18 protein-coding genes are annotated in these 20115 nt (G+C 62.6%); 10 read left to right on the forward strand and 8 right to left on the reverse strand.

The features are described 5' to 3' along the window. Positions 1–104 precede the first annotated feature (104 nt). Complete coding sequence (locus tag GRI58_RS05575; protein ID WP_160752672.1) at positions 105–1157, forward strand: PEPxxWA-CTERM sorting domain-containing protein; 1053 nt, start codon at positions 105–107, stop codon at positions 1155–1157. Between the two features lie 103 nt (positions 1158–1260). Here the strand turns inward: GRI58_RS05575 and GRI58_RS05580 are convergent, their stop codons facing one another. Further along, a complete protein-coding gene (locus GRI58_RS05580; protein ID WP_160752581.1) occupies positions 1261–3567 on the reverse strand; it encodes a CDC48 family AAA ATPase in 2307 nt (768 codons plus the stop codon). Positions 3568–4028: 461 nt separating this feature from the next. On the opposite strand from GRI58_RS05580, the gene GRI58_RS05585 reads away from it, so the two are divergent. From GRI58_RS05585 to GRI58_RS05600, 4 genes are read left to right on the forward strand one after another with little or no spacing between them, the layout of a single operon-like run. Next, a complete protein-coding gene (locus GRI58_RS05585; protein ID WP_160752582.1) occupies positions 4029–4751 on the forward strand; it encodes a CoA transferase subunit A in 723 nt (240 codons plus the stop codon). 2 nt (positions 4752–4753) lie between these two features. Continuing rightward, positions 4754–5566, forward strand: coding sequence for an HAD family hydrolase (locus tag GRI58_RS05590; RefSeq protein ID WP_160752583.1), 813 nt, complete (start codon positions 4754–4756; stop codon positions 5564–5566). Continuing rightward, a complete protein-coding gene (locus GRI58_RS05595) occupies positions 5563–6531 on the forward strand; it encodes a 5'-nucleotidase, lipoprotein e(P4) family (RefSeq protein ID WP_160752584.1) in 969 nt (322 codons plus the stop codon). Before GRI58_RS05590 ends, GRI58_RS05595 begins: the two co-directional genes overlap by 4 nt. A gap of 1 nt (position 6532) precedes the next feature. Beyond that, the gene (locus tag GRI58_RS05600) at positions 6533–7189 is read left to right on the forward strand and encodes a CoA transferase subunit B (RefSeq protein WP_160752585.1); all 657 of its coding nucleotides are present in this window, start codon (positions 6533–6535) and stop codon (positions 7187–7189) included. Between the two features lie 15 nt (positions 7190–7204). Here GRI58_RS05600 and GRI58_RS05605 read toward each other — a convergent pair whose 3' ends face one another. Next, on the reverse strand, positions 7205–7891 hold the full coding sequence (locus GRI58_RS05605) for a CDGSH iron-sulfur domain-containing protein (RefSeq protein ID WP_160752586.1): 687 nt from the start codon (positions 7889–7891) through the stop codon (positions 7205–7207). Positions 7892–7999: 108 nt separating this feature from the next. Here GRI58_RS05605 and GRI58_RS05610 point away from each other — a divergent pair, with 108 nt between their 5' ends. The 4 genes from GRI58_RS05610 to GRI58_RS05625 all read left to right on the forward strand — a co-directional run bounded on the left by GRI58_RS05610 (position 8000) and on the right by GRI58_RS05625 (position 10987). Further along, complete coding sequence (locus GRI58_RS05610; RefSeq protein WP_160752587.1) at positions 8000–8668, forward strand: ferritin-like domain-containing protein; 669 nt, start codon at positions 8000–8002, stop codon at positions 8666–8668. 38 nt (positions 8669–8706) lie between these two features. Further along, the gene (locus GRI58_RS05615) at positions 8707–9852 is read left to right on the forward strand and encodes a CaiB/BaiF CoA transferase family protein (RefSeq protein WP_160752588.1); all 1146 of its coding nucleotides are present in this window, start codon (positions 8707–8709) and stop codon (positions 9850–9852) included. Between the two features lie 98 nt (positions 9853–9950). Beyond that, positions 9951–10490, forward strand: a complete 540-nt coding sequence (locus tag GRI58_RS05620; RefSeq protein ID WP_160752673.1) for a GbsR/MarR family transcriptional regulator — start codon at positions 9951–9953, stop codon at positions 10488–10490. Positions 10491–10612: 122 nt separating this feature from the next. Then, complete coding sequence (locus GRI58_RS05625; RefSeq protein ID WP_337190892.1) at positions 10613–10987, forward strand: hypothetical protein; 375 nt, start codon at positions 10613–10615, stop codon at positions 10985–10987. Between the two features lie 90 nt (positions 10988–11077). Here GRI58_RS05625 and metK read toward each other — a convergent pair whose 3' ends face one another. From metK to hisS, 6 genes are all read right to left on the reverse strand, one after another. Beyond that, complete coding sequence (gene metK / locus GRI58_RS05630; protein WP_160752590.1) at positions 11078–12295, reverse strand: methionine adenosyltransferase; 1218 nt, start codon at positions 12293–12295, stop codon at positions 11078–11080. A 30-nt stretch (positions 12296–12325) separates the two neighbouring features. Further along, on the reverse strand, positions 12326–13954 hold the full coding sequence (lnt, locus tag GRI58_RS05635; RefSeq protein ID WP_337190893.1) for an apolipoprotein N-acyltransferase: 1629 nt from the start codon (positions 13952–13954) through the stop codon (positions 12326–12328). Positions 13955–13982: 28 nt separating this feature from the next. Beyond that, positions 13983–14735, reverse strand: coding sequence for a DUF4167 domain-containing protein (locus GRI58_RS05640; protein WP_160752591.1), 753 nt, complete (start codon positions 14733–14735; stop codon positions 13983–13985). 244 nt (positions 14736–14979) lie between these two features. Further along, on the reverse strand, positions 14980–15807 hold the full coding sequence (gene prmC, locus GRI58_RS05645; protein WP_160752592.1) for a peptide chain release factor N(5)-glutamine methyltransferase: 828 nt from the start codon (positions 15805–15807) through the stop codon (positions 14980–14982). Beyond that, the gene (prfA, locus tag GRI58_RS05650; protein WP_160752593.1) at positions 15804–16871 is read right to left on the reverse strand and encodes a peptide chain release factor 1; all 1068 of its coding nucleotides are present in this window, start codon (positions 16869–16871) and stop codon (positions 15804–15806) included. Before prfA ends, prmC begins: the two co-directional genes overlap by 4 nt. After that, complete coding sequence (gene hisS, locus GRI58_RS05655) at positions 16868–18091, reverse strand: histidine--tRNA ligase (protein ID WP_160752594.1); 1224 nt, start codon at positions 18089–18091, stop codon at positions 16868–16870. Before hisS ends, prfA begins: the two co-directional genes overlap by 4 nt. Before the next feature lie 81 nt (positions 18092–18172). Here hisS and GRI58_RS05660 point away from each other — a divergent pair, with 81 nt between their 5' ends. Then, positions 18173–20113, forward strand: coding sequence for a M61 family metallopeptidase (locus GRI58_RS05660; protein ID WP_160752595.1), 1941 nt, complete (start codon positions 18173–18175; stop codon positions 20111–20113). The last annotated feature ends 2 nt before the right edge of the window (positions 20114–20115 follow it).

The raw sequence follows: 20115 nt of genomic DNA on the forward strand, positions 1-20115 counted from the left end.
AATTTCGGGTTGAGGATCGCCGCCGGACGCAATAGCGTTCCGCTTCAGATCGTGCGTGGGTCGCTGCCCTCGAAATCGCGGTCCGATCCAATGAGGGGGATTTCATGAAGATCAAATTGAGTATGATGCTTGCCGCGTCCGTTTTCGCGGCCAGTGCGGCGCAAGCTGCGCAATATGCCGCCTCGGGCTATGCCGAAAGCCGGATGACTTATGCCAATGCCTCGGACATACCGACCGCCAGGACGAGCGGCTATTCGGGCGTGGGCAGTGTCTACATCCAGACCGCATCGACCGGGCTCGTCGGGGTCTGCACAGGGTCGCTCATCAATTCCACCACGGTGTTGACCGCAGCGCATTGCCTGTACGATCACGATGAAGCCGGAAACTATGACCCGGTTACTTCGATCAGCTTCTTCCTGCCTTCGCTCGGAGCGGCGATCGACGGCACTGCGGCAGGTTTCGGCGCGATCAACTATGCGTTCAACCCCGATTACAACGGCGATATCCTGTCCGGTTATGACGTCGCGCTGTTCACCCTCGGCAACCAGGCGACCGGCTACGACACCTATGACCTGTATTATGGCGACCCTCTGCAGCAATATACCGAAGTGGGCGCCGGCTCGATCGGCGGTCCGACCGGCACCGATCCCAGCCTGAGCGACTATTACAAGCGCGTCGGCACCAATATCTACGAATATTACGGCGACGAGGTTTTCTACGACGTTTCTCACGGCGTCGTGATGTCGGACTTCGACGACGGTACCGCTGCGCACGACGTGTTCGGGCAGCTCGGCGGCAACCAGCAAACTGGCATTCCGGGAGAGTCGAATTCATCGCCGGGCGATTCCGGCGGTCCGGAATTCATCAACGGCGCGATTGCGACGGTCACATCCTTCGGCATATCGGCGGCTGCGTTCCAAGGCGGTTGCGGCGCGGGTTATATCGACCCTTACGCGTCGTCGAGCGGACGCTGCACGAATTCCTCTGTCGGAGAGATCGCGGGCAACACGCTCGTGTCCTACAACAAGAATTTCATCGACGGCTATCTCGGTGTGCCCGAGCCCGCAACCTGGGCGATGTTGATCTTCGGCTTCGCTTTTGTCGGGGGCGCGTTGCGTCGGCGCGGCAGGCAGAACGCGACGCTCAGCTACGTTTGATTGTCGATTCCAAAAATTGGGGCGGAACCGGTTGCGATAGCCGGTTCCGCCCCGCTTGATCTTCGGGTTTGCCAATCACGTCGATCCGACGATGGTGGGCAGCCTATTCGTGCTTGGATGCGCGCGTGGATTCAACCATCCCATCATAGATGAAACCGATCGGCTGGACCTCCGCTGCGCGCTTCTTCAACTCGCCGCGCATCCGCTGATACTCTTCTTCCATCTGCGGCGTCACGGTCGCGCGTGAGTCTTCCAGCGCCTCCCGGAAGTCGGCATCGGTCACCTGCTGCACATCGCCACCGGCGCGATGCAGCGCGTTGAGCCCGGCGCGGCGCACGACATCTTCGAGGTCGGCCCCGGTGAAGCGCTCGGTTTTGGCAGCAATGTCGGCCAGCGACACATCGCTTGCCAGCGGCATATCCTTAGTGTGAATGCCAAGGATACGCTCGCGCCCGGGCTTGTCGGGGGTGCCGACATAGACCAGCTCATCGAACCGACCGGGCCGCAGCAGCGCCGGATCGACTAGCGTTGGGCGGTTGGTCGCCCCGACCACCACCACCGATTGCAGCTCTTCCAGCCCGTCCATTTCGGCAAGGATGGTGTTGACCACCCGCCCAGTGACCTGCGGTTCGCCCTGCCCGCTTCCGCGTGCGGGGACGAGGCTGTCGATCTCGTCAATGAACAGCACGCAAGGTGCCACTGCGCGGGCACGCTGGAACATGCGTGCGATCTGCTGCTCGCTCTCACCATACCATTTGGACAGCAGGTCGGAGCTTTTCATCGAGATGAAATTGGCCTCCGCCTCCTTCGCGACCGCCTTTGCGAGCAGCGTTTTGCCCGTCCCCGGAGGACCATACAGCAGGAAGCCCTGCGCCGGACGGATGCCGAGCCGATGGAATGCATCGGGATGCTTGAGCGGCAGCTCGATCCCTTCCTTGAGCTTGTCGATCGCCTCGCCCACACCGCCGATATCGTCCCAGCCGACATTGGGCACCTGCACCATCACCTCGCGCATGGCTGAGGGCTGGATGCGCTTCAATGCGGACAAGAAATCCTCTCGGCTGACGAACAGGTCGTCGAGCACTTCGGGCGGGATCGTCCCTTCGTCGAGGTCGATCCGCGGCATGATCCGGCGCACCGCCTCGATGGCCGCTTCGCGCGCGAGCGCAGCGATGTCGGCCCCGACAAACCCATAGGTGATGCGCGACAATTCCTTGAGGTCGACCTTGTCGCCCAGCGGCATTCCGCGCGTGTGGATGCCCAGGATCTCGCGCCGCCCGTTCTCGTCAGGCACGCCGATCACGATTTCGCGGTCGAACCGGCCCGGACGCCGCAGGGCCTCATCGATCGCGTCCGGGCGATTGGTCGCCGCGATCACCACGACATTGGCGCGCGCCTCCAGACCGTCCATCAGGGTGAGCAATTGGGCAACGAGGCGTTTTTCCGCCTCACCCATCACTCTGTCGCGCTTGGGCGCAATCGAATCGATCTCGTCGATGAACACGATCGCGGGGGCGTTGCGCGCTGCTTCCTCGAACACTTCGCGCAGACGCTTTTCGCTCTCGCCATAGCCCGAGCCCATGATTTCCGGCCCGTTGATGATCGAGAAGCTGGCGTCCGATTCATTCGCGACTGCCTGCGCGAGCCGCGTCTTGCCCGTGCCCGGCGGCCCATGCAGCAGCACGCCCTTGGGCGGATCGACCCCGAGGCGAGTGAACAGTTCGGGATAGCGCAGCGGCAGTTCGACCATCTCGCGCAATTGCTGGATGGTATCGGCCATACCGCCGACGTCATCGTAATTGACCACCGCGCGGCCACCATGCGGCTCCTCGAACTCGGCGCGCAGCTCAACCTCGGTTTTCTCGTCGATATGGACGATACCCTTGGGACTGGTGGAAACCACAGTCAGGCGGATTTGCGTGAGCGCATAGGCCGGGGCGTTGAACATCCGGCGCACTTCGGGCGGCATGTTCTGCACCGGCTGCTGTCCGGTGGTGGCGACGAGATCGCCTGCCAACAGCGGACGGCGAAAAAAGTTGCGCTTGAGTGCTTGTGTCGGGCCCTGCAGGCGCATCTCGCGGTTTGCGGGGGCGAATACGACGCGTGTGGCAGGGCGCGATTCGGTCGCCTTGATGATCACATGCTCGCCCGAGCCGACCTCGGCATTGGCGCGCTGGAGCCCGTCGAGGCGGACGACCGACAGCGCCTGATCCTCGTCATAGGCGGGCATGGCCAGCGCGGGCGTGCTACGCTTGCCGACCAGTTCGACAACGTCGCCTTCGGTGATGCCAAGGGTCTGAAACGCGGTGCGCGGCAATCGCGCGATTCCCTGCCCGCTTTCTTCCTGCCGGGCTGCCGCCACCTGTAAACGTACCGTCTTTTCGTCTGTCGCGGATTGCGCGTCGGCCATATTTTCCGCCGTCCTTATACTGCTTCGCGTACCGTAATCTTCGGTTGGACCGGCAAGATAGGATGCCGGACGCGCTTTACCAATGAGCGAGGCAGAATTTGGCTCCGGCCAATCCCCGGCAAGGTTGGGAATCCCTAGTGTGCAGGCAAGAAAAATGCCCGGTCGGCAAGCCGACCGGGCATGAAAGTTTGGGAGAGGATGCCTGAAAGGCAAGGAAAGATATGCTGCAGTCGCTCACACTTCGCAAGTGCGGAAAAAACATTCACGGTTGCACAAAACGCAACGTAGCATCAACTGATTGTTTTCAATATTTTTTATCGTCGACTCGCAATAGAGAAACTGTTTCCCGCTTTCTCATCGAACGGTTTGTTGCGGTGCAGCAAGGGATGCCGCACCTCGCCATTGACGGGTGACAGCCCGGCCTCGATTGCCTAGTGGACACGCGACAGACAGGAGTTTCCATGCAGAAAATCTTCCCCGATGCGTCCGCTGCCCTCGAAGGATTGCTCAAAGACGGCTTATTGATCGCCAGCGGCGGTTTCGGTCTTTGCGGGATTCCTGAAAGATTGCTCGACGCGATCCGCGACTCGGGAGTGAAGGACCTGACCTTCGCCAGCAACAATGCCGGGATCGACAATCGGGGCATCGGCAAGCTGCTGCGCACGAAGCAGGTCAAGAAGATGATCAGCTCCTATGTCGGGGAGAACAAGGAGTTCGAACGGCAATTCCTTTCCGGCGAGCTGGAGGTGGAGTTCTGCCCGCAAGGCACGCTCGCCGAACGTATGCGCGCGGGCGGTGCGGGTATCCCCGGCTTCTATACCAAGACCGGCGTCGGCACGCAGGTCGCCGAGGGCAAGGAAGTGAAGCAGTTCCCCAATCGCGATGGCGAGATGGAAGACTTCATCCTCGAGCGCGGGATTTTTGCCGACCTTTCCATCGTGAAAGCGTGGAAGGCAGACGAAACCGGCAATGTCGTGTTCCGCAAGACCGCGCAAAATTTCAACCAGCCCGCCGCAACCTGCGGCAAGGTCTGCGTAGTTGAGGTCGAGGAAATCGTGCCAATCGGCAGCCTCGATCCCGATGCGATCCACCTGCCCGGTGTTTTCGTCAATCGGCTGGTGCTGGGCGCGCCCTACGACAAGCAGATCGAATTCCGCACCGTTCGAGAGCCAGCAGCGGCCTGACCATGCCGTCCCGCCTGCGAGCCATCGCAAGCCTGATCGCCACCGCGCCGCTGCTCTCGGGCTGCGTCGCGATGGCAATACCGGCGGCTGCAGGCGGCGCATTGTTGCGCGGACACCACGCGTCAAAGCACGCGGAACAGGATACAAGCGATCCCGCCTTGCCCGCAGGCACCCAGCTGGTGCGCACCGATCTCACCGCTCTGCCTCCGCCCGACACTGCGACAAGTACGGACAGCCTCTCGATCGACGCGCTGGCGACTTTTGCCGGTGCGGAAATGGCAAAGGGTGCCGACGAACCGCGCGACAGCGCCTTGCTGGCAGATCCCGGCTCGCTCCAGCCGACCCGGATGGACTGCGCTTCCCTGCCGCCTGCGGTGCTCGTCGATCTCGATCCGGGCAAGACTGCCTTCGATCCACAGACCGCTGGCGATGCCAACCCCGCGCTGGCGAAAACGCTTGCGGTGCTGCGCGGACAGGGCGCGAAGATCGTATGGGTTTCCGCCGCCCGCGAGAGTGAAGCCACTGCGATCGAGCACAAGCTCGTCGCCTCCGGCCTCGACCCGGAAGGCGCCGACGAATTGGCGCTGCCGAACGCATCACAAGGCAACAAGGAGGCAGTCCGCACTATGCTCGCCAAGAGGTATTGCCCGATTGCCATCGTTGGCGACAGTCGCAGCGATTTCGACGATCTCTATCTTTATCTCAAGGATCCAGCCTCTGCGGTTGCACTTGAGAGCATGATCAACCACGGATGGTTTATCGCCAGTCCGTTCCCTGCAACCGGCATTCCGGCCGGAACCGGAGATATTCGATGAAAACCGCTGCGGCATCCCTTCTTATCACGACGGCCCTGCTGGCCGGTTGCGTGAACGTCGATGCCGCAGGTGCAGGCAACCGTGTCGAATCCGCGGCCCAGACAGCAATGGCGGCCGCGGATGCACAGGCTAACGCGGCCGCATCCGTCGATCCCCTCACCCGGCCTGCATCGGACTCCATGCGCTGGCTCTACGGCTCCGGCGAAGCGGCCGGCGCCTCGATCCAGACCTATCGAATGCTGAGCGATTACGCGGTCGCGATGAGCAGGCGGCGCTCCATCCCGCAATCGGTCCCGATGGGGCTGCCCGATGCGCCCGGCGGGGTCGGCACCGTATCCTGCCTCAACGCGGACAAGTCGATCAAGCCCCTCGCGGTGGTGTTTGATGTCGATGAAACAGTGATCCTCAACCGCGGCTACGAGTTCTGGCAAGCCTATTCCGGGCACGGGTACGACTCCCGGGAATGGGCCGATTACGCTCGTACCGGCGCGCCCTCTGTCGCACCCGTCCCCGGGGCGGTCACCGGGATCAGGCGGCTGCGCGAGGCGGGCATAACGGTTGTTTTCAACACCAATCGCAAATCCGACACAGCCGCAGGGACGACAGAAGCAATCGCCGCCGCGGGTCTGGGCAAGGTGGTCCATGGGCAAACGCTTTTCCTCGCCGGAGACGATGCGATGGGCAGCCGCAAGGACGGTCGCCGAGCCACGATTGCCGCCAAATATTGCGTAATCGCGCTCGGCGGTGACAATCTCGGCGACTTTGCCGATGTGTTCAACACCTCCGGCCTTGCTCCGCAGGCGCGCCGCGAACTCGCTGCGACCGGAAAATTCGCCCGGCTGTGGGGCGCAGGGTGGTTCGCCCTGCCCAACCCGGTCTATGGCGATTCGATCAAAGGCACCGTCGGCGAGGTCTTCCCACCCGACGCCCGCTGGAAACCCGGCACCAAAGACGAGGACAAGTGACATGAGCGATACCGCCACCAAGGCCGGATGGACCCGTGACGAAATGGCCGCCCGCGCCGCACGCGAGCTGGAGGACGGCTATTACGTCAACCTCGGCATCGGCATCCCGACGCTGGTCGCCAACCACATTCCCGAAGGCATGATGGTGACGCTGCAGAGCGAGAACGGGATGCTCGGCATCGGGCCGTTTCCGCTGGAAGAGGAGGTCGATGCCGACCTCATCAACGCGGGCAAGCAGACGATCAGCGAACTGCCGCATTCGGCCTATTTCGACAGCGCCACCAGCTTCGCGATGATCCGTGGTGGGCATATCGACCTGACCGTGCTCGGCGCGATGGAAGTCAGCCAGGGTGGCGACATCGCCAACTGGATGATCCCGGGCAAGATGATCAAGGGCATGGGCGGGGCTATGGACCTCGTCGCCGGGGTCAAGAAGATCATCGTGGTGATGGAGCACACCAGCAAGCACGGCGATCCCAAGTTCATCCCCGAATGCACCCTGCCGCTGACCGGGAGAAACGTGGTCGACATGATCATCACAGACCTGGCGGTGTTCCAGCGGCCGGATCACGACAGCCCGTTCAAGCTGATCGAGATGGCTCCCGGCGTGACGGCGGACGAGATCGCCGCCAAGACGACGGCGCATTACGTGAGCTGAACTGGAAAGAGCGGTTCAGTCGCGCTCCTTGAAACCGATCTTGGCGTGGGTGCCATCGCAGAACGGCTTGTTGTCCGACGCCCCGCAGCGGCATAGCGCCACGCGGTTGCGGACTTCGTATGTCTCGCCATCGACGGCCTCGATCGGGATGCCACCGCGCACCCAGATCGGCCCGGAGCATTCCTCGCCGGGATCCTCGACCAGGCACAGGTCTTGCGGCAGGTCCTCCTCGATCGCCTCGTCGCTATCGGCCTTCCATGCGCGCAGCCGACCCGAGGGACACTGGTTCACCTGCGTCACAAAAGTTTCGGCAACGTCCTCCTCGTCGGTATGATCGACCTGGTTCCAGACCTTGCCGTTGCGATCGCAGAACCGGGCGAAGGCGCACAATTCCTCGGCATCGGTCAGGTCGAGTTCCGGGCCGCTCATCCGCTCGGCCTGCAACTCGTAAGGCTGGCGCGAAGCGGTTTCCTCGCCGTCGAAGCCGCTGGTCTGGTGTGAGCCGTCACAGAACGGCTTGTTCGACGAATGCCCGCAGCGGCACAATGCGTATTTCGTGGGCGCCGCGACCTCGGCGCCCTCGTCCCATTCCACCGCCTCTTCATCGGCGTTGATACCGATCGTCTGGCGGAGCAGAACAGCCCCGCCACTGACGAGATACGGCCCATCCTGCGTCACCTTGATCGAGGGGCTATCCGACATCGATGGAACTCCTTGCAGCTACCATCGAACAAATATCGACCCGGAACGATGTTCCCCAATGCTGCACAACCTCTAGGTCGCGACTCAATTCCATGCGATACAAGATGGATGGGTCTTAACACTATCTTCCGGAACCGCTTCCTCGACGTGCTGGCGTCGATCTATATCTATAACGAGCATCGCGGATACACCTCGCTCGACCGCGTGCTGGAGGCGGTCCGCGCGCATTGTCCGGACAATCACGCCTTTATCGCCGCGGTGGAAAAGAACCGCGCGGACGAGGAAAAGCATTACAACATGTTCCGCCGCTGGTTCGAGCTACGCCGGACCATGCCGCTCAAGGTGAACCGCACCTGCGGCCATATTGATCACTTCATCGAAAGTGTGTTCGGCTGCACCATCGAGGAGCTCGACACGGCGGCCATCGTCGCCGATCCGGACGCGTTCGAGCGTCTGTGCCGGGTCATAATGATTACCGAGCAGCGCGGCATGGCGCAGGTCGAACAATTGCTTGGCAACCGCCACATCCGTTCGGACAATGCGATGCGGAAAATCTTTGAGGTGGTCGCGCGCGACGAGCCGAGCCACTGGCAACCCTATGACGAATGGCTGCGCGAAAACGGTCGGCAGCCGCGCGCCACCCGGCGCGAACGCTGGACCGATTACTGGATCCACAAATCGCTGATGCTGGCAAAGCTGCCTGCGCTGTTCCTGGACCGCAATACGCCGCGCCTTGGCGCATGGCCGCACGAGGATACCGGAGTCTATAGCAACTGACTTGACCCGCTGCCTCCGCTACCCCAGCGATGCTCTCCATGTGGCTCGATCACCCTCGCAATCCGAACAGCCCGCTCGCCGGGCTCAAAGTCCTCGAACTCGCCCGCGTGCTCGCCGGTCCATGGGCCGGGCAGACGCTCAGCGATCTGGGCGCGGATGTGATCAAGGTCGAAAGCCCGGATGGCGACGGCACACGTTTGTGGGGCCCGCCTTTCGTGACACGATCCAATGGCGAGCGGGAGGCGGCCTATTACCACGGCTGCAATCGCGGCAAGCGATCGATCGTTGCGAATTTCAAGGATGCCAACGATCTGGCAATCGTCGCCGCCCTTGCAGCCAATGCCGACGTGGTGATCGAGAATTTCAAACCCGGAACGCTGGCGCGTTTTGGTCTGGACTACGCCAGCCTGTCATCGGCCAATCCCGGTATCGTCTATTGCTCGATCACCGGCTTCGGACAGGACGGCCCACGCCGCGACGAACCCGGCTATGACTTCGTGATCCAGGCGATGAGCGGGTTCATGGCGCTGACCGGAGAGCCGGAGGGCGAGCCAATGAAGCACGGCCTGTCGATCTCGGACCTGTTCTGCGGGCTCTATTCGACGATCGCGATCCAATCCGCGCTGGCAATGCGGGCACGGACCGGGACCGGGCAACATATCGACATGGCGCTGTTCGATTGCTCGGTCTCACTGCTCGCGCATCAGGCCCAATCTTTCTTTACCACCGGCGACAATCCGCCGCGCATGGGCAACCTCCACGCGCAGGTGAGCGCCTATGGCGTATTCCCGACGCAGGACGGGCCAGTGGTCTTGGCCCCAGCCAATGACGGCTTGTTCCGTAAGCTCTTGACCCTGCTGGAGCGCAGCGACCTGCTCGGCGAGGAACGCTTCGCCACCAATGAAGCGCGCATCGCCAATCGCGAGGAAATCGACGGCATCATCGCCGCATCCACGTGCAAATGGCAGCGCGACGCCCTGCTGGAATCCTGCGCGAAAGCCGGCGTGCCCGCCGGCCCGATCAATGAGCTCAGCGAGGTTTTCGAAGACCCCCAGGTCATCGCGCGCGGCATGACCTTCCCGATGGCCGACAACCTCACCGGCCTGCGCAGCCCAATGCGCTTTTCCGACGCGCAACTGGTGCTGGGCGATCCGTCACCGATGCTGGGGCAGGACCAGCAGTAAGCACAAATCTCGACCCTCATCAGTCTGCTCTTGTTGACTCTTTCGGTAATTTCTGTATTTGCAGAAATGAAGTTGTGGAGTGACTCGTGACCGACATCATGGATATCCCAGAGGCGCGTGCTTTCATCCTCCATTGGGGTGAGATGGGGACAGAATGGGGCGTCAATCGTTCGGTCGCCCAGATTCACGCCCTGCTCTATCTATCGACGCAACCGCGTCATGCCGAGGAAATCTGCGAAAAGCTGGGCCTTGCCCGCTCGAACGTATCGAACGGCCTCAAGGAATTGCAATCTTACCAAATCGTGCGTCGCGTCCATGTGGAGGGCGATCGTCGCGATCATTTCATCGCCGATACCGATCTCTGGGACATGCTCATGAAGATTACGGCGGAGCGCAAGCGTCGTGAAATCGATCCTACGATCCAACTGCTGCGGGAGCTTTCGCAAAGCCTCGACGGCCGGACCGACATCCCAGAGCACGTGCGCGAACGTATCAGTCGGATGCACGATTTTATCGGCACACTCGCCAATTGGTACGCCGACGTTCGGCGCCTGCCCAAATCGACACTGGTCACTCTGATGAAACTTGGCGGCCGGGTCGCACGGCTATTGCCCGGCGGAAGCAAGGTAAAATCCTGATCTTAAACGAATAGTCGCAGCAAGGAGACGCAAAGCTATAGACTGACAAGAATGAGTTTCTCAATTTTCAGAAATTACAGGAGGAATTTATGTACCTGGTCCCATCCTATGCGATCTACCTTGTGGTCAGCATTGCCTTGACAGTCTGGGTTGCGCGGACCTTATCGAAGAACGGCATCGTCTTCCTGATCGATTGCTTTGGTCACGATGAAGTACTGGCACGCTCGACCAATCACTTGCTGGTGGTCGGCTTCTATCTCGTCAATTTGGGATGGATTTTGCTGACCCTGCGTTTCGGCAGCGCACCGGACAGTATCGCCGAAGCTATCCAGTTCCTGTCGAGCAAAATAGGTTTGGTCGTGGTTGTGCTTGGCGCGATGCACTTCTTTAATATGAATGCGATTGCCAAGTTTGGTCGGAAGGTCGGTCAGTGGCTGCGTGAAGATGCTTTCAGCAGCGATCAGGGCCGCACCATCGAAAATAACGCGCTCGCATGAACTCGTGAAAATCGGGTGGCAAGGGAGGTTTGCAGGATCGCAATCCTCCCTTGTCCTCGTTGCAGGTTATTGCCCGCCGTTTTCGTCAGCCTATGCCAAAGCAGCCTTCAGCGGTGCCACCAGATCGGTGCGTTCCCATGGGAAGTAATCGCCGGTCGCCTCGCGGCCGAAGTGGCCATAGGCCGCGCTTTTGCGGTAGATCGGCTTGTTCAGCCCAAGGTGCGTGCGGATCGCGCGCGGGGTCAGGCCACCGAGTTCGGGGATTGCGCGGATCGCGTCCTCGATTTTCTCGTCAGTCACGCCTTCGGCCGCCGTGCCATGCGTATCGACGTAGAGTGACAGCGGTTCGCTGACGCCGATGGCATAGGCGATCTGGATCGTGCAGCGCTTGGCGAGACCGGCTGCGACCACGTTCTTGGCGAGATAGCGCGTGATATAAGCCGCTGAACGATCGACCTTGGTCGGGTCCTTGCCACTGAACGCACCGCCACCATGCGGGGCTGCGCCACCGTAGGTGTCGACGATGATCTTGCGACCCGTAAGTCCCGCGTCGCCGTCCGGCCCGCCGATCACGAAGCTGCCGGTGGGGTTGATGTGCCACTTGGTCTCATCCGTGATGAATCCATCGGGCAGGATCTCGCCCACCACGCGCTTCACGTAAGACTTGAGCTCGGCTTCCTGATCGCCCTTGTCATAGCCTTCGGCGTGCTGGGTGCTGACCACCACCGCGGTGCAGGCGACCGGCTTGCCATCCTTGTAGCGCAGCGTGAGCTGGCTCTTGGCGTCGGGTTCGAGGAAGGGCGCCGCACCGCTCTTGCGGTCGGCTGCCATGCGGTGGAGGATCTTGTGGCTGTAATCGAGCGTCGCCGGCATCAAATCGGGCGTCTCGTCGCACGCGAAGCCGAACATGATCCCCTGGTCGCCCGCGCCTTCGTCCTTGTTGCCGGACGAATCGACGCCTTGCGCGATATGCGCGCTCTGCGGGTGGAGGTTGTTTTCGAAGCGCAGCGTTTCCCAGTGGAACCCGTCCTGCTCGTATCCGATCTCACGCACCGTGCGGCGCACCGTATCTTCGATTTCCTGCTCGATCCCCTCGGCCCAGGTGCCGTCGGTGTCCATGATACCGCGTCCGCGAATCTCGCCCGCCAGGATCACAGTCTGCGTCGTCGTCAGCGTCTCACACGCGACCCGCGCTTCGGGGTCCTTGGCAAGGAACAGATCGACGATCGCGTCGGATATCTGGTCGGAAACCTTGTCCGGATGGCCTTCGGAAACGCTTTCCGAGGTGAAGAGATAGCTGCTGCGCATAAGTGAGGATATTCCGATATAAAGATAGCTTTATGTCCGCCTCCAGTAGCGCTCAGGAAGCCTGCTTGCAACCAGCCATCCGCCCATCAGCAGCAGGCCCCAGATCAGCGTGAGCCAGATGCCGAGCTGCGCGAACAGCGTGGGGGCATGAGGCGGGGGCACCAGCCCGTCGATCCGCCCGGCGACGCGGCGGCCAAGGTGCGCGCGAACGACGCCGCGCGCATCGATCACCGCGCTGATCCCGCTGGTGGTCGAGCGCAGGATCGGCAACCCGTCCTCGATCGCCCGCATCCTCGCCTGTGCGAGGTGTTGCGGCGGTCCCCAAGCTCCAAACCAGCCATCGTTGGAAGGGTTGAAGATGTAATCGGGCCGATTCGCCTCGTCGATGACGCGGCCTGAAAAGACGATCTCGTAACAGATCTGCATCCCTGCCTTGCCCCACGGCCCGAAATCGAGCGTGCGCGGGCCGGGACCGGGAATGAAATCGATCGAGCCGGATACCAGCCGCGAGAGGCCGAGCGGCTTGAGCAGCCATTTCATCGGCAGATATTCGCCATAGGGTACCAGATGCGCCTTGGCGTAACCGCCGACGATCTTGCCCTTGGAATCGATTGCGGTGATGGTGTTATAGGCCCCCACGGCGCGCGGGTAATTCGCATTGCCCCCGATCTTCAGATCGATCGAACCGAGCAGCAACAAACCGCCCGGCCCCGCGACATAGCCCAGCCTCCGCCGCGCGAAGGCCGGATCGCCCATGGCCGTCAATTCGTCGTAATAGCGCTGGGGATAGCCGGGCCGCAGGTAATCGGGGATCGCGCCTTCAGGCCACAGCACGATGCGGTGGCTGACATCGCGGCGCTTCACGCTGAGTTTGGCGAGGGTGGCGAACTGCGATTCGAACTTGGTCGGATCGTCGATCTCTTCCTGCGGAATATTCGGCTGGACCAGTGTGAAGGGCAAAGTTCCCTGCCGCCCTTGCCCCGCTGGCCACAGCATCAGCGCGGCGACCACAGCCGCCAGTGCTCCGGCACCGATCCATCGCCGCGCCATCAGCAAGGCGAGCAGCGATGTTGCCACCAGCACTACCACTCCGGAAAGCGCATAGGTGCCGATCCACGGCAGCAGCATCGCGGCGCCCGGGCGACTGAACGTCCCGAGCAGCATCAGCGATAGCGGCCCCCAGGCATAGCCGGTGAACACCCAGCTCCTGAACCATTCGCCCGCTATCCAGCATGCAGCAAAGGCAAAACCGAAAGCGGTCAGCGAACCGCGCCGCGCAATCGCACGCGCTGCTCCGGCGGCAAAGCCGGGCCAGACCGCGAGGTAGAGCGATAGCAGCGGCACCGCCGCCCAGCCTAGCGCGGCGGGCATATTTGCCTGGTAGGTAAAGGCCGTCGCAATCCAGTTGTTGGTGACGGTGAAATGAGCAACGCCGAACAGCCAGCCGATCAGCGCGGCCTGTCGCCAGTTGGCGCTGCGCCAGACCAGCCAAGCGAGTCCGGCGACGGCAGGAATCGCAACCCACCACAGCTCCAGCGGCGGGAAGCCAGTTGCAGCCACCGCACCGAACACCGGAGCCGCAATACGCGGATGGGCGTCGACCCAGCGCCCGGCTCGCATCAACGGGCCGGGGCGGGTACGGATCTGCGGTTCGTGCAAGCCAGCTGCTCCGGCGCTCTGGCGCGGATCAGCCGACCGCGCTCATCGGGCCATCGTCGCCTGTACTGCGACGGCGACGCGGCTTGGGCGCTTTCTTCTCAGCGTCTGCGTCGTTCGCGCCAATCGAAGGCGGCAGGGCAGCGACGTCGATACCGGCGTCATCCTTGCCTGCATCGGCGCTCTTGCGCTGGCGCGGCTTGGGCGCCGCCCGACGAACGGGCTTGGCCTCGCCATCGTCGCTTTCGCTGTCGTCCCGGCGGGCGCGGGCCGGCTTGCGCTTCGGCTTGCTGTCCCGATCCCCGGAACGCGCATCCACCGAGCGCGAGAACGGATTTTCGCCACTATCGCCTTCCGAAGCCTCTTCGCCTTCGCGCGAGTCATTGTCGTCTGAGCGATTGTTGTCGTCCGGGCGATTGCTGCGCTCGTCGCGGCGATTGCGGCCATGGCGGTTGGAATTGCGACGGCGATCTTCGCCATCGTCATCGTCATCGCTGTCGTCATCGTCGCTATCGCGCTCGTCACGCCGTGCGCGCTGTTCTTCCTGGCGGGCGCGATTGTCGGCGAGCACGCGAAAATAATGGTCCGCGAACTGCAGGTAATATTCCGCCTGCACGCGGTCGCCATTGTGCTGCGCGTCCTGCGCCAGCTTCTTGTACTTGTCGAGCAGCTGGGGCGCATTGCCCCGTGCACGGCTATCGATCCGGTTGGACTGGTTTCCCCCGCCCTGATTGCGATTGCCACGACCGCGACGGCGGTTGTTGTTGTTGCGATTGTTGTTCAAAGGGATAGTTTCCTCGTTCCCTGAAGCGCCCTAAATCACGCCATGCCTGCGGAACACCCGCATGACCCCTTTTCCGCACCGCCATCATGGCCGATGCGGAGCCCCTTGCCTTCCCGGCACACACGCGAAGCTTGGTGCGCGCAGGTCTTGCAATTGTCGGAGCCAGACGAAAACGGGGAGCTGCGAGGCCCGAACCGCTCGTCTGCAACCAGACGTAGAGGGTGTGACGGTCTTTGCCAAGCCCCTATCGCAAAATCAGCGCACGTGGCCGATTTCCCAGATCGTAACGCAGATCGACGGTAAAGCCGCATTTGACAGAAATGTCAGTGACCTGCGCTGCCTGACGCGCGCCGATTTCGACGATCGCCACGCCGCCCTTTGTCAACAATTGCCTGAGCTGCGGGACAAGCACGCGATAGGCATCGAGGCCTTCAGGCCCCGCAAACAGCGCGCCGCCCGGTTCGTGATCGCGGACCACGGCCTCCAGCACGGCGGCGTCCTCGACATAGGGGGGGTTGGCGAGGACCAGGTCGAAGTGCCCGAGATCGTTCGACCAGCCCGGCGTATCCCAGTCGCGCGCGATCATGCTGGCGCGCTTGGCCAGCCCGTTGCTCACGGCATTGCCAGCCGCGACGGCCAGTGCCGCGGGCGATCGGTCGATGCCGATGCCCTGCGCCTTGGGAAACACCGTTAGCGCGGCCAGCACCAGCGCGCCGGACCCCGTCCCGCAGTCGAGAATACGCGTAGGCGGATTGTCCGCACACACCTCCTGCGCGGCCCGGATCAGCGTTTCGCTGTCGCCGCGCGGAATCAGCACATCGGGAGTGACGGCAAGCTCAAGATCCCAGAACCCCGTGCAGCCGAGAATATAGGCAACCGGCTCGCCCGCCAGCCGCCTTGCGAAAGCCGCTTCGAAGCTTTGCGGAGCCGGATCGCGCATGTGCCCGATCAGCATGGCCGAGCGCGACACGCCCAGCGCATCGGCCATCAGCAATTCGACATCGAGCCTTGCAGTCGAGGCCGCCGGGCCAAGCTCCACGACCGCTGCGCGCAGCCGCTCGGCGACGGTCATGATTCCAGCGCCGCGAGCCGCTTGGCCTCATCCTCGGCGATCAGTGCATCGACCAGTTCGGCAAGACCGGGCCCGGCGAGGATTTCCGGCAGCTTGTGCAGCGTCAGCCCGATACGGTGGTCGGTCACGCGCCCTTGCGGGAAATTATAGGTGCGGATGCGTTCGGAACGGTCGCCCGAACCGACCATCGCCTTACGCGCCTCGGCCTCCGCCCCCTGCGTCGCCGCACGCTGCGCATCGTAAAGGCGGGTACGCAGCACCTGCATCGCCTTTTCCTTGTTCTTGTGCTGGCTGCGTCCGTCCTGGCAGGTGACAACCGTGTTGGTGGGCAAGTGCGTGATGCGGATCGCGCTGTCGGTGGTGTTGACGTGCTGCCCGCCCGCGCCGCTGGCGCGATAGGTGTCGATCTTCAGCTCGGTGGGATCGATCTGGACATCGACCTCGTCCGGCTCGGGCAGGACGGCGACGGTGGCGGCGCTGGTATGGATGCGCCCGCCGCTCTCGGTCTCGGGCACGCGCTGAACGCGGTGGACGCCGCTTTCGAACTTGAGCTTGGCGAACACGCCCGTGCCGGTGACATTGGCGACCACTTCCTTGAAGCCGCCGATCTCATTGGCGTTCATGCTCACCGGCTCGACCTTCCAGCCCTGCTCGGCGGCAAAGCGTTCGTACATCCGGTAAAGGTCGGCTGCGAACAGCGCCGCCTCGTCGCCGCCCGTCCCGGCGCGGATTTCGAGCATGGCAGGCTTGCTGTCGGCGGCATCGCGCGGAAGCATGGCGATGGCGATCAGGCGCTCTTTCTCGGGCAGGCTCTCGCGCAGCTCGGCGAGTTCTTCCTCGGCCATCGCCTTCATTTCGGGATCGGCGAGCATTTCGGTAAGCCCGGCGATTTCCCCGCGCATCTCGCGCAATTCGATCGCCGCGCGCGCGACCGGCTCCAGCTCGGCATAGTCGCGGCTCGCGGCGACGAATTCGTCGCCCTCGAGCGTGCCCGAAGCAAGCCGCGCCTCGATCTCGGCGAAGCGGTGGGCGATTTGATCAAGACGTTCGGTGGGGATGGTCATGCAAGCAGGGCTTCGATCTCGCTTTGTCGTTCGCCGCGCACCCGCACGCTATCAGCGGAAACAAACGACACGAGACTTTTTGCGCCCATTTTTGATGCCTTGTCGAACCGCTTGCGCGGACTTCCCGTGGCCAGCATTTCAGCGGTGAAACCTGCATCTCGAAGCTTACCGATTGCGGTCGTCGCATCACCAGTCATCCCATCGTTTTCCACGACGACAATCACGTCGGCAACTTGCTCGCCCCTCTCCCCTACCAACATCGCCAGCCGCTCAATCCCTGCGGCCCAGCCCACCGCTGGTGTCGCTGGCCCACCGAGACTTTCCATCAGCCCGTCGTAGCGCCCGCCGCCGAGGATCGTGCTCTGGCTGCCCAGCCGCGAGGCCGCTTCGCTGCCCTCGTCGGGGATGAATTCGAAGGCGGTGTGGCGGTAATAGTCGAGCCCGCGCACGAGGCTTTCGGCGCGCGCCCATTTCACTCCCGCCGCGTCGAGACCGCTGGTCACCGCGGCAAAAAACGCGCGCGCCTCGTCGGACAGGAACTTGTCGATCTTGGGTGCATCGGCCACGAAACGCTTGTCGCGGCGATCCTTGCTGTCGAGAATCCGCAGCGGGTTCTTCTCCAACCGCTCCTGCGATTCCTCGCTCAGCTCGTCCTTCACCGCGCGGAAGTAATCGATCAGCGCGGCGCGCCATGCCTCGCGGCTGTCGGCATCGCCCAACGTGTTGAGGTGCAGCGTCACGCCCTCGATCCCCAGCTCGCGGATCAGCTGATCCGCCATCGCGAGCAGCTCGACGTCTGCCTGTGGCTCAGCCGCACCGATGATTTCGGCGTCGAGCTGGTGGAACTGGCGATAACGGCCCTTCTGCGGGCGCTCGTAGCGGAACAGTGGGCCGTGCGTCGCGAGCTTCACCGGCGCGTGCTGTTGCCAGCCGTTGGACAGGTAAGCGCGCGCGATGCCGGCGGTGAATTCGGGACGCAGTGTGAGCGAATCTCCGCCGCGATCCTCGAAGCTGTACATCTCCTTGGACACGACATCGGTCGTCTCGCCGATTGCGCGGCTGAACACTTCGGTCTTTTCGAACACCGGCATTTCGACGCGGCGGAAGCGATAGAGCTTGCGCACGCGTTCGAAGGTCTCGACGACGAAGGCGAAGCTTTCCGCTTCGGCGCCGAAAATATCCTGCGTTCCGCGGATCGCTTGTGGGGTCTTGCTGCTCATGGTGAGCGCCCTCTAGCGACATAAGCGCCGCCGATAAAGCGCCCTTGCCAAGCGGCGGAAGGGACGGCATGACCTGCGGCCATGAAAAGTCGCACCGCGCCGATCGCGCTCTCCGCCGCCCTGATGATGTCTACCCAGCCGCTCCACGCACAAGCCGCCAAGTCAATGCCCGTTGAGCAGCAGCTCGACGATGCGACCCCGCTGCCGTCCGACACCGCATGGCCCGGCGGACCGATCCAGCTGCATATCGATGCGACCGATACCGAGCGCGGCGTCTATCGTGTTGCCGAGACGATCCCTGTGCCGCAGGGCATGACCACGCTCAAGCTGCTCTATCCCGAATGGCTGCCCGGCAATCACGCCGCGCGCGGGCCGATCAACCTCATCGCCGACTTCCATTTCACCGCCGACGGCAAGGAACTGAAATGGACCCGCAACCCGCTCGACGTGTATGAGATCGACGTGACCGTGCCCGAGGGTGCGAGCGCGGTGGTGGCGAATTTCGTCCATACCTCGCCGACCCAGTCCAGCCAGGGCCGGATCACGATGACGCAGGAGATGCTCAACCTGCAATGGGAGAAGATGAGCTTCTATCCCGCGGGCCATTACACCCGCCGGATCGAAATCACCCCGACGGTCAAATTCCCGGACGGGTGGCGCGTGTTCACCGCGCTCGACGGGCAGAAGCAGACCGGTGACACGGTGACCTGGGACCAGACCAATTACGAAACGCTGGTCGATTCGCCGATCTTCGCGGGCAAATATGCCGAACAGTTCAGCTTTCCCGACAACATTCACCTCGACGTGGTCGCCGATGCACCCAAGCTGCTCAAGCTGGCACCGGAAAACCTCGCCAAGTTCAAGAAGATGTATGCCGAGGCCGAAGCGTTGTTTGGCTCGCGTCACTTCGATCATTACGATACGCTGCTCGCGCTGACCGACCGCATGGGCGGGATCGGCCTCGAACACCACCGCTCGTCCGAAAACCAGTTCGAACCCAAGGCGTTCATCGACTGGGACAAGATGGACTGGGACCACAATGTCGTGGCGCACGAGCTGGTCCACAGCTGGAACGGCAAGTATCGCCGTCCGGCCGAATTGTGGACGCCCGACTATCGCACACCGATGCAGGATTCGCTGCTGTGGGTCTATGAAGGTCAGACGCAGTTCTGGGGCTATGTCCTCGCCGCAAGGTCGGGCATCCAGAAGAAGGATACCGTGCTCGGCATGTGGGCACGCGCCGCCGCGCTCTATGACGAAGGCCAGCCGGGCCGCAGCTGGCGCGGGGTAGAGGACACCACCAACGATCCGATCATCAATTCGCGCCGCCCGCTGCCCTATTCCTCACTGAGCCGCAGCGAAGACTATTACGTCGAAGGCGCGCTGATCTGGCTGGAAGCGGACCAGATCATCCGCAAGGGTACAAATGGCAAGAAAGGCCTCGACGATTTCGCCAAGGCTTTCTTCGGTGTCCGCGATGGCGACTGGGGCATCAACACCTACAATTTCGACGATGTCGTGAAGGCGCTCAATTCGGTTTACCCGTATGACTGGGCCAGCTTCCTCAAGACGAGGCTCTACGATCCGGGACAGCCCGCTCCGCTCAAGGGGCTGGAGATGGCCGGCTATCATCTGGTGTGGAAGGACACGCAGAACCCCTACGACAAGGGTCGGTCCGACTATGGCAAGAGCCACGACCTCTATTATTCGCTCGGCATGAGCATCGACAAGAACGGCAAGGTCGCCTCGACCCTGTGGGACGGGCCGAGCTTCAAGGCCGGGATCGTCAATGGCGCGCAGATCGTCGCTGTGAATGGCAATGCCTATTCGGGTGAGACTATCGACGATGCGATCACCACTGCTAAGACCGGCAAGGAACCGATCAAGCTGCTGGTCAAGCGCGGCGATACCTATGACACCATCGCGATCGATTACCACGGCGGCCTGCGCTATCCGTGGATCGAACCGACCGGCAAGGGCGAAACCGGGCTCGACCGCCTGCTCGCACCGAGAACGAAGTAACC

It is taken from the genome of Qipengyuania algicida (assembly GCF_009828025.1).
GTDB lineage: Bacteria > Pseudomonadota > Alphaproteobacteria > Sphingomonadales > Sphingomonadaceae > Qipengyuania > Qipengyuania algicida.

Excerpts from the sequence above, each read along its gene's own strand:
- GRI58_RS05575 (WP_160752672.1), top strand. The coding sequence starts at position 105 with ATGAAGATCAAATTGAGTATGATGCTTGCCGCGTCCGTTTTCGCGGCC.
- GRI58_RS05580 (WP_160752581.1), bottom strand. The coding sequence starts at position 3,567 with ATGGCCGACGCGCAATCCGCGACAGACGAAAAGACGGTACGTTTACAG.
- GRI58_RS05585 (WP_160752582.1), top strand. The coding sequence starts at position 4,029 with ATGCAGAAAATCTTCCCCGATGCGTCCGCTGCCCTCGAAGGATTGCTC.
- GRI58_RS05590 (WP_160752583.1), top strand. The coding sequence starts at position 4,754 with ATGCCGTCCCGCCTGCGAGCCATCGCAAGCCTGATCGCCACCGCGCCG.
- GRI58_RS05595 (WP_160752584.1), top strand. The coding sequence starts at position 5,563 with ATGAAAACCGCTGCGGCATCCCTTCTTATCACGACGGCCCTGCTGGCC.
- GRI58_RS05600 (WP_160752585.1), top strand. The coding sequence starts at position 6,533 with ATGAGCGATACCGCCACCAAGGCCGGATGGACCCGTGACGAAATGGCC.
- GRI58_RS05605 (WP_160752586.1), bottom strand. The coding sequence starts at position 7,891 with ATGTCGGATAGCCCCTCGATCAAGGTGACGCAGGATGGGCCGTATCTC.
- GRI58_RS05610 (WP_160752587.1), top strand. The coding sequence starts at position 8,000 with ATGGGTCTTAACACTATCTTCCGGAACCGCTTCCTCGACGTGCTGGCG.
- GRI58_RS05615 (WP_160752588.1), top strand. The coding sequence starts at position 8,707 with ATGTGGCTCGATCACCCTCGCAATCCGAACAGCCCGCTCGCCGGGCTC.
- GRI58_RS05620 (WP_160752673.1), top strand. The coding sequence starts at position 9,951 with ATGGATATCCCAGAGGCGCGTGCTTTCATCCTCCATTGGGGTGAGATG.
- metK (WP_160752590.1), bottom strand. The coding sequence starts at position 12,295 with ATGCGCAGCAGCTATCTCTTCACCTCGGAAAGCGTTTCCGAAGGCCAT.
- prmC (WP_160752592.1), bottom strand. The coding sequence starts at position 15,807 with ATGACCGTCGCCGAGCGGCTGCGCGCAGCGGTCGTGGAGCTTGGCCCG.
- prfA (WP_160752593.1), bottom strand. The coding sequence starts at position 16,871 with ATGACCATCCCCACCGAACGTCTTGATCAAATCGCCCACCGCTTCGCC.
- hisS (WP_160752594.1), bottom strand. The coding sequence starts at position 18,091 with ATGAGCAGCAAGACCCCACAAGCGATCCGCGGAACGCAGGATATTTTC.
- GRI58_RS05660 (WP_160752595.1), top strand. The coding sequence starts at position 18,173 with ATGAAAAGTCGCACCGCGCCGATCGCGCTCTCCGCCGCCCTGATGATG.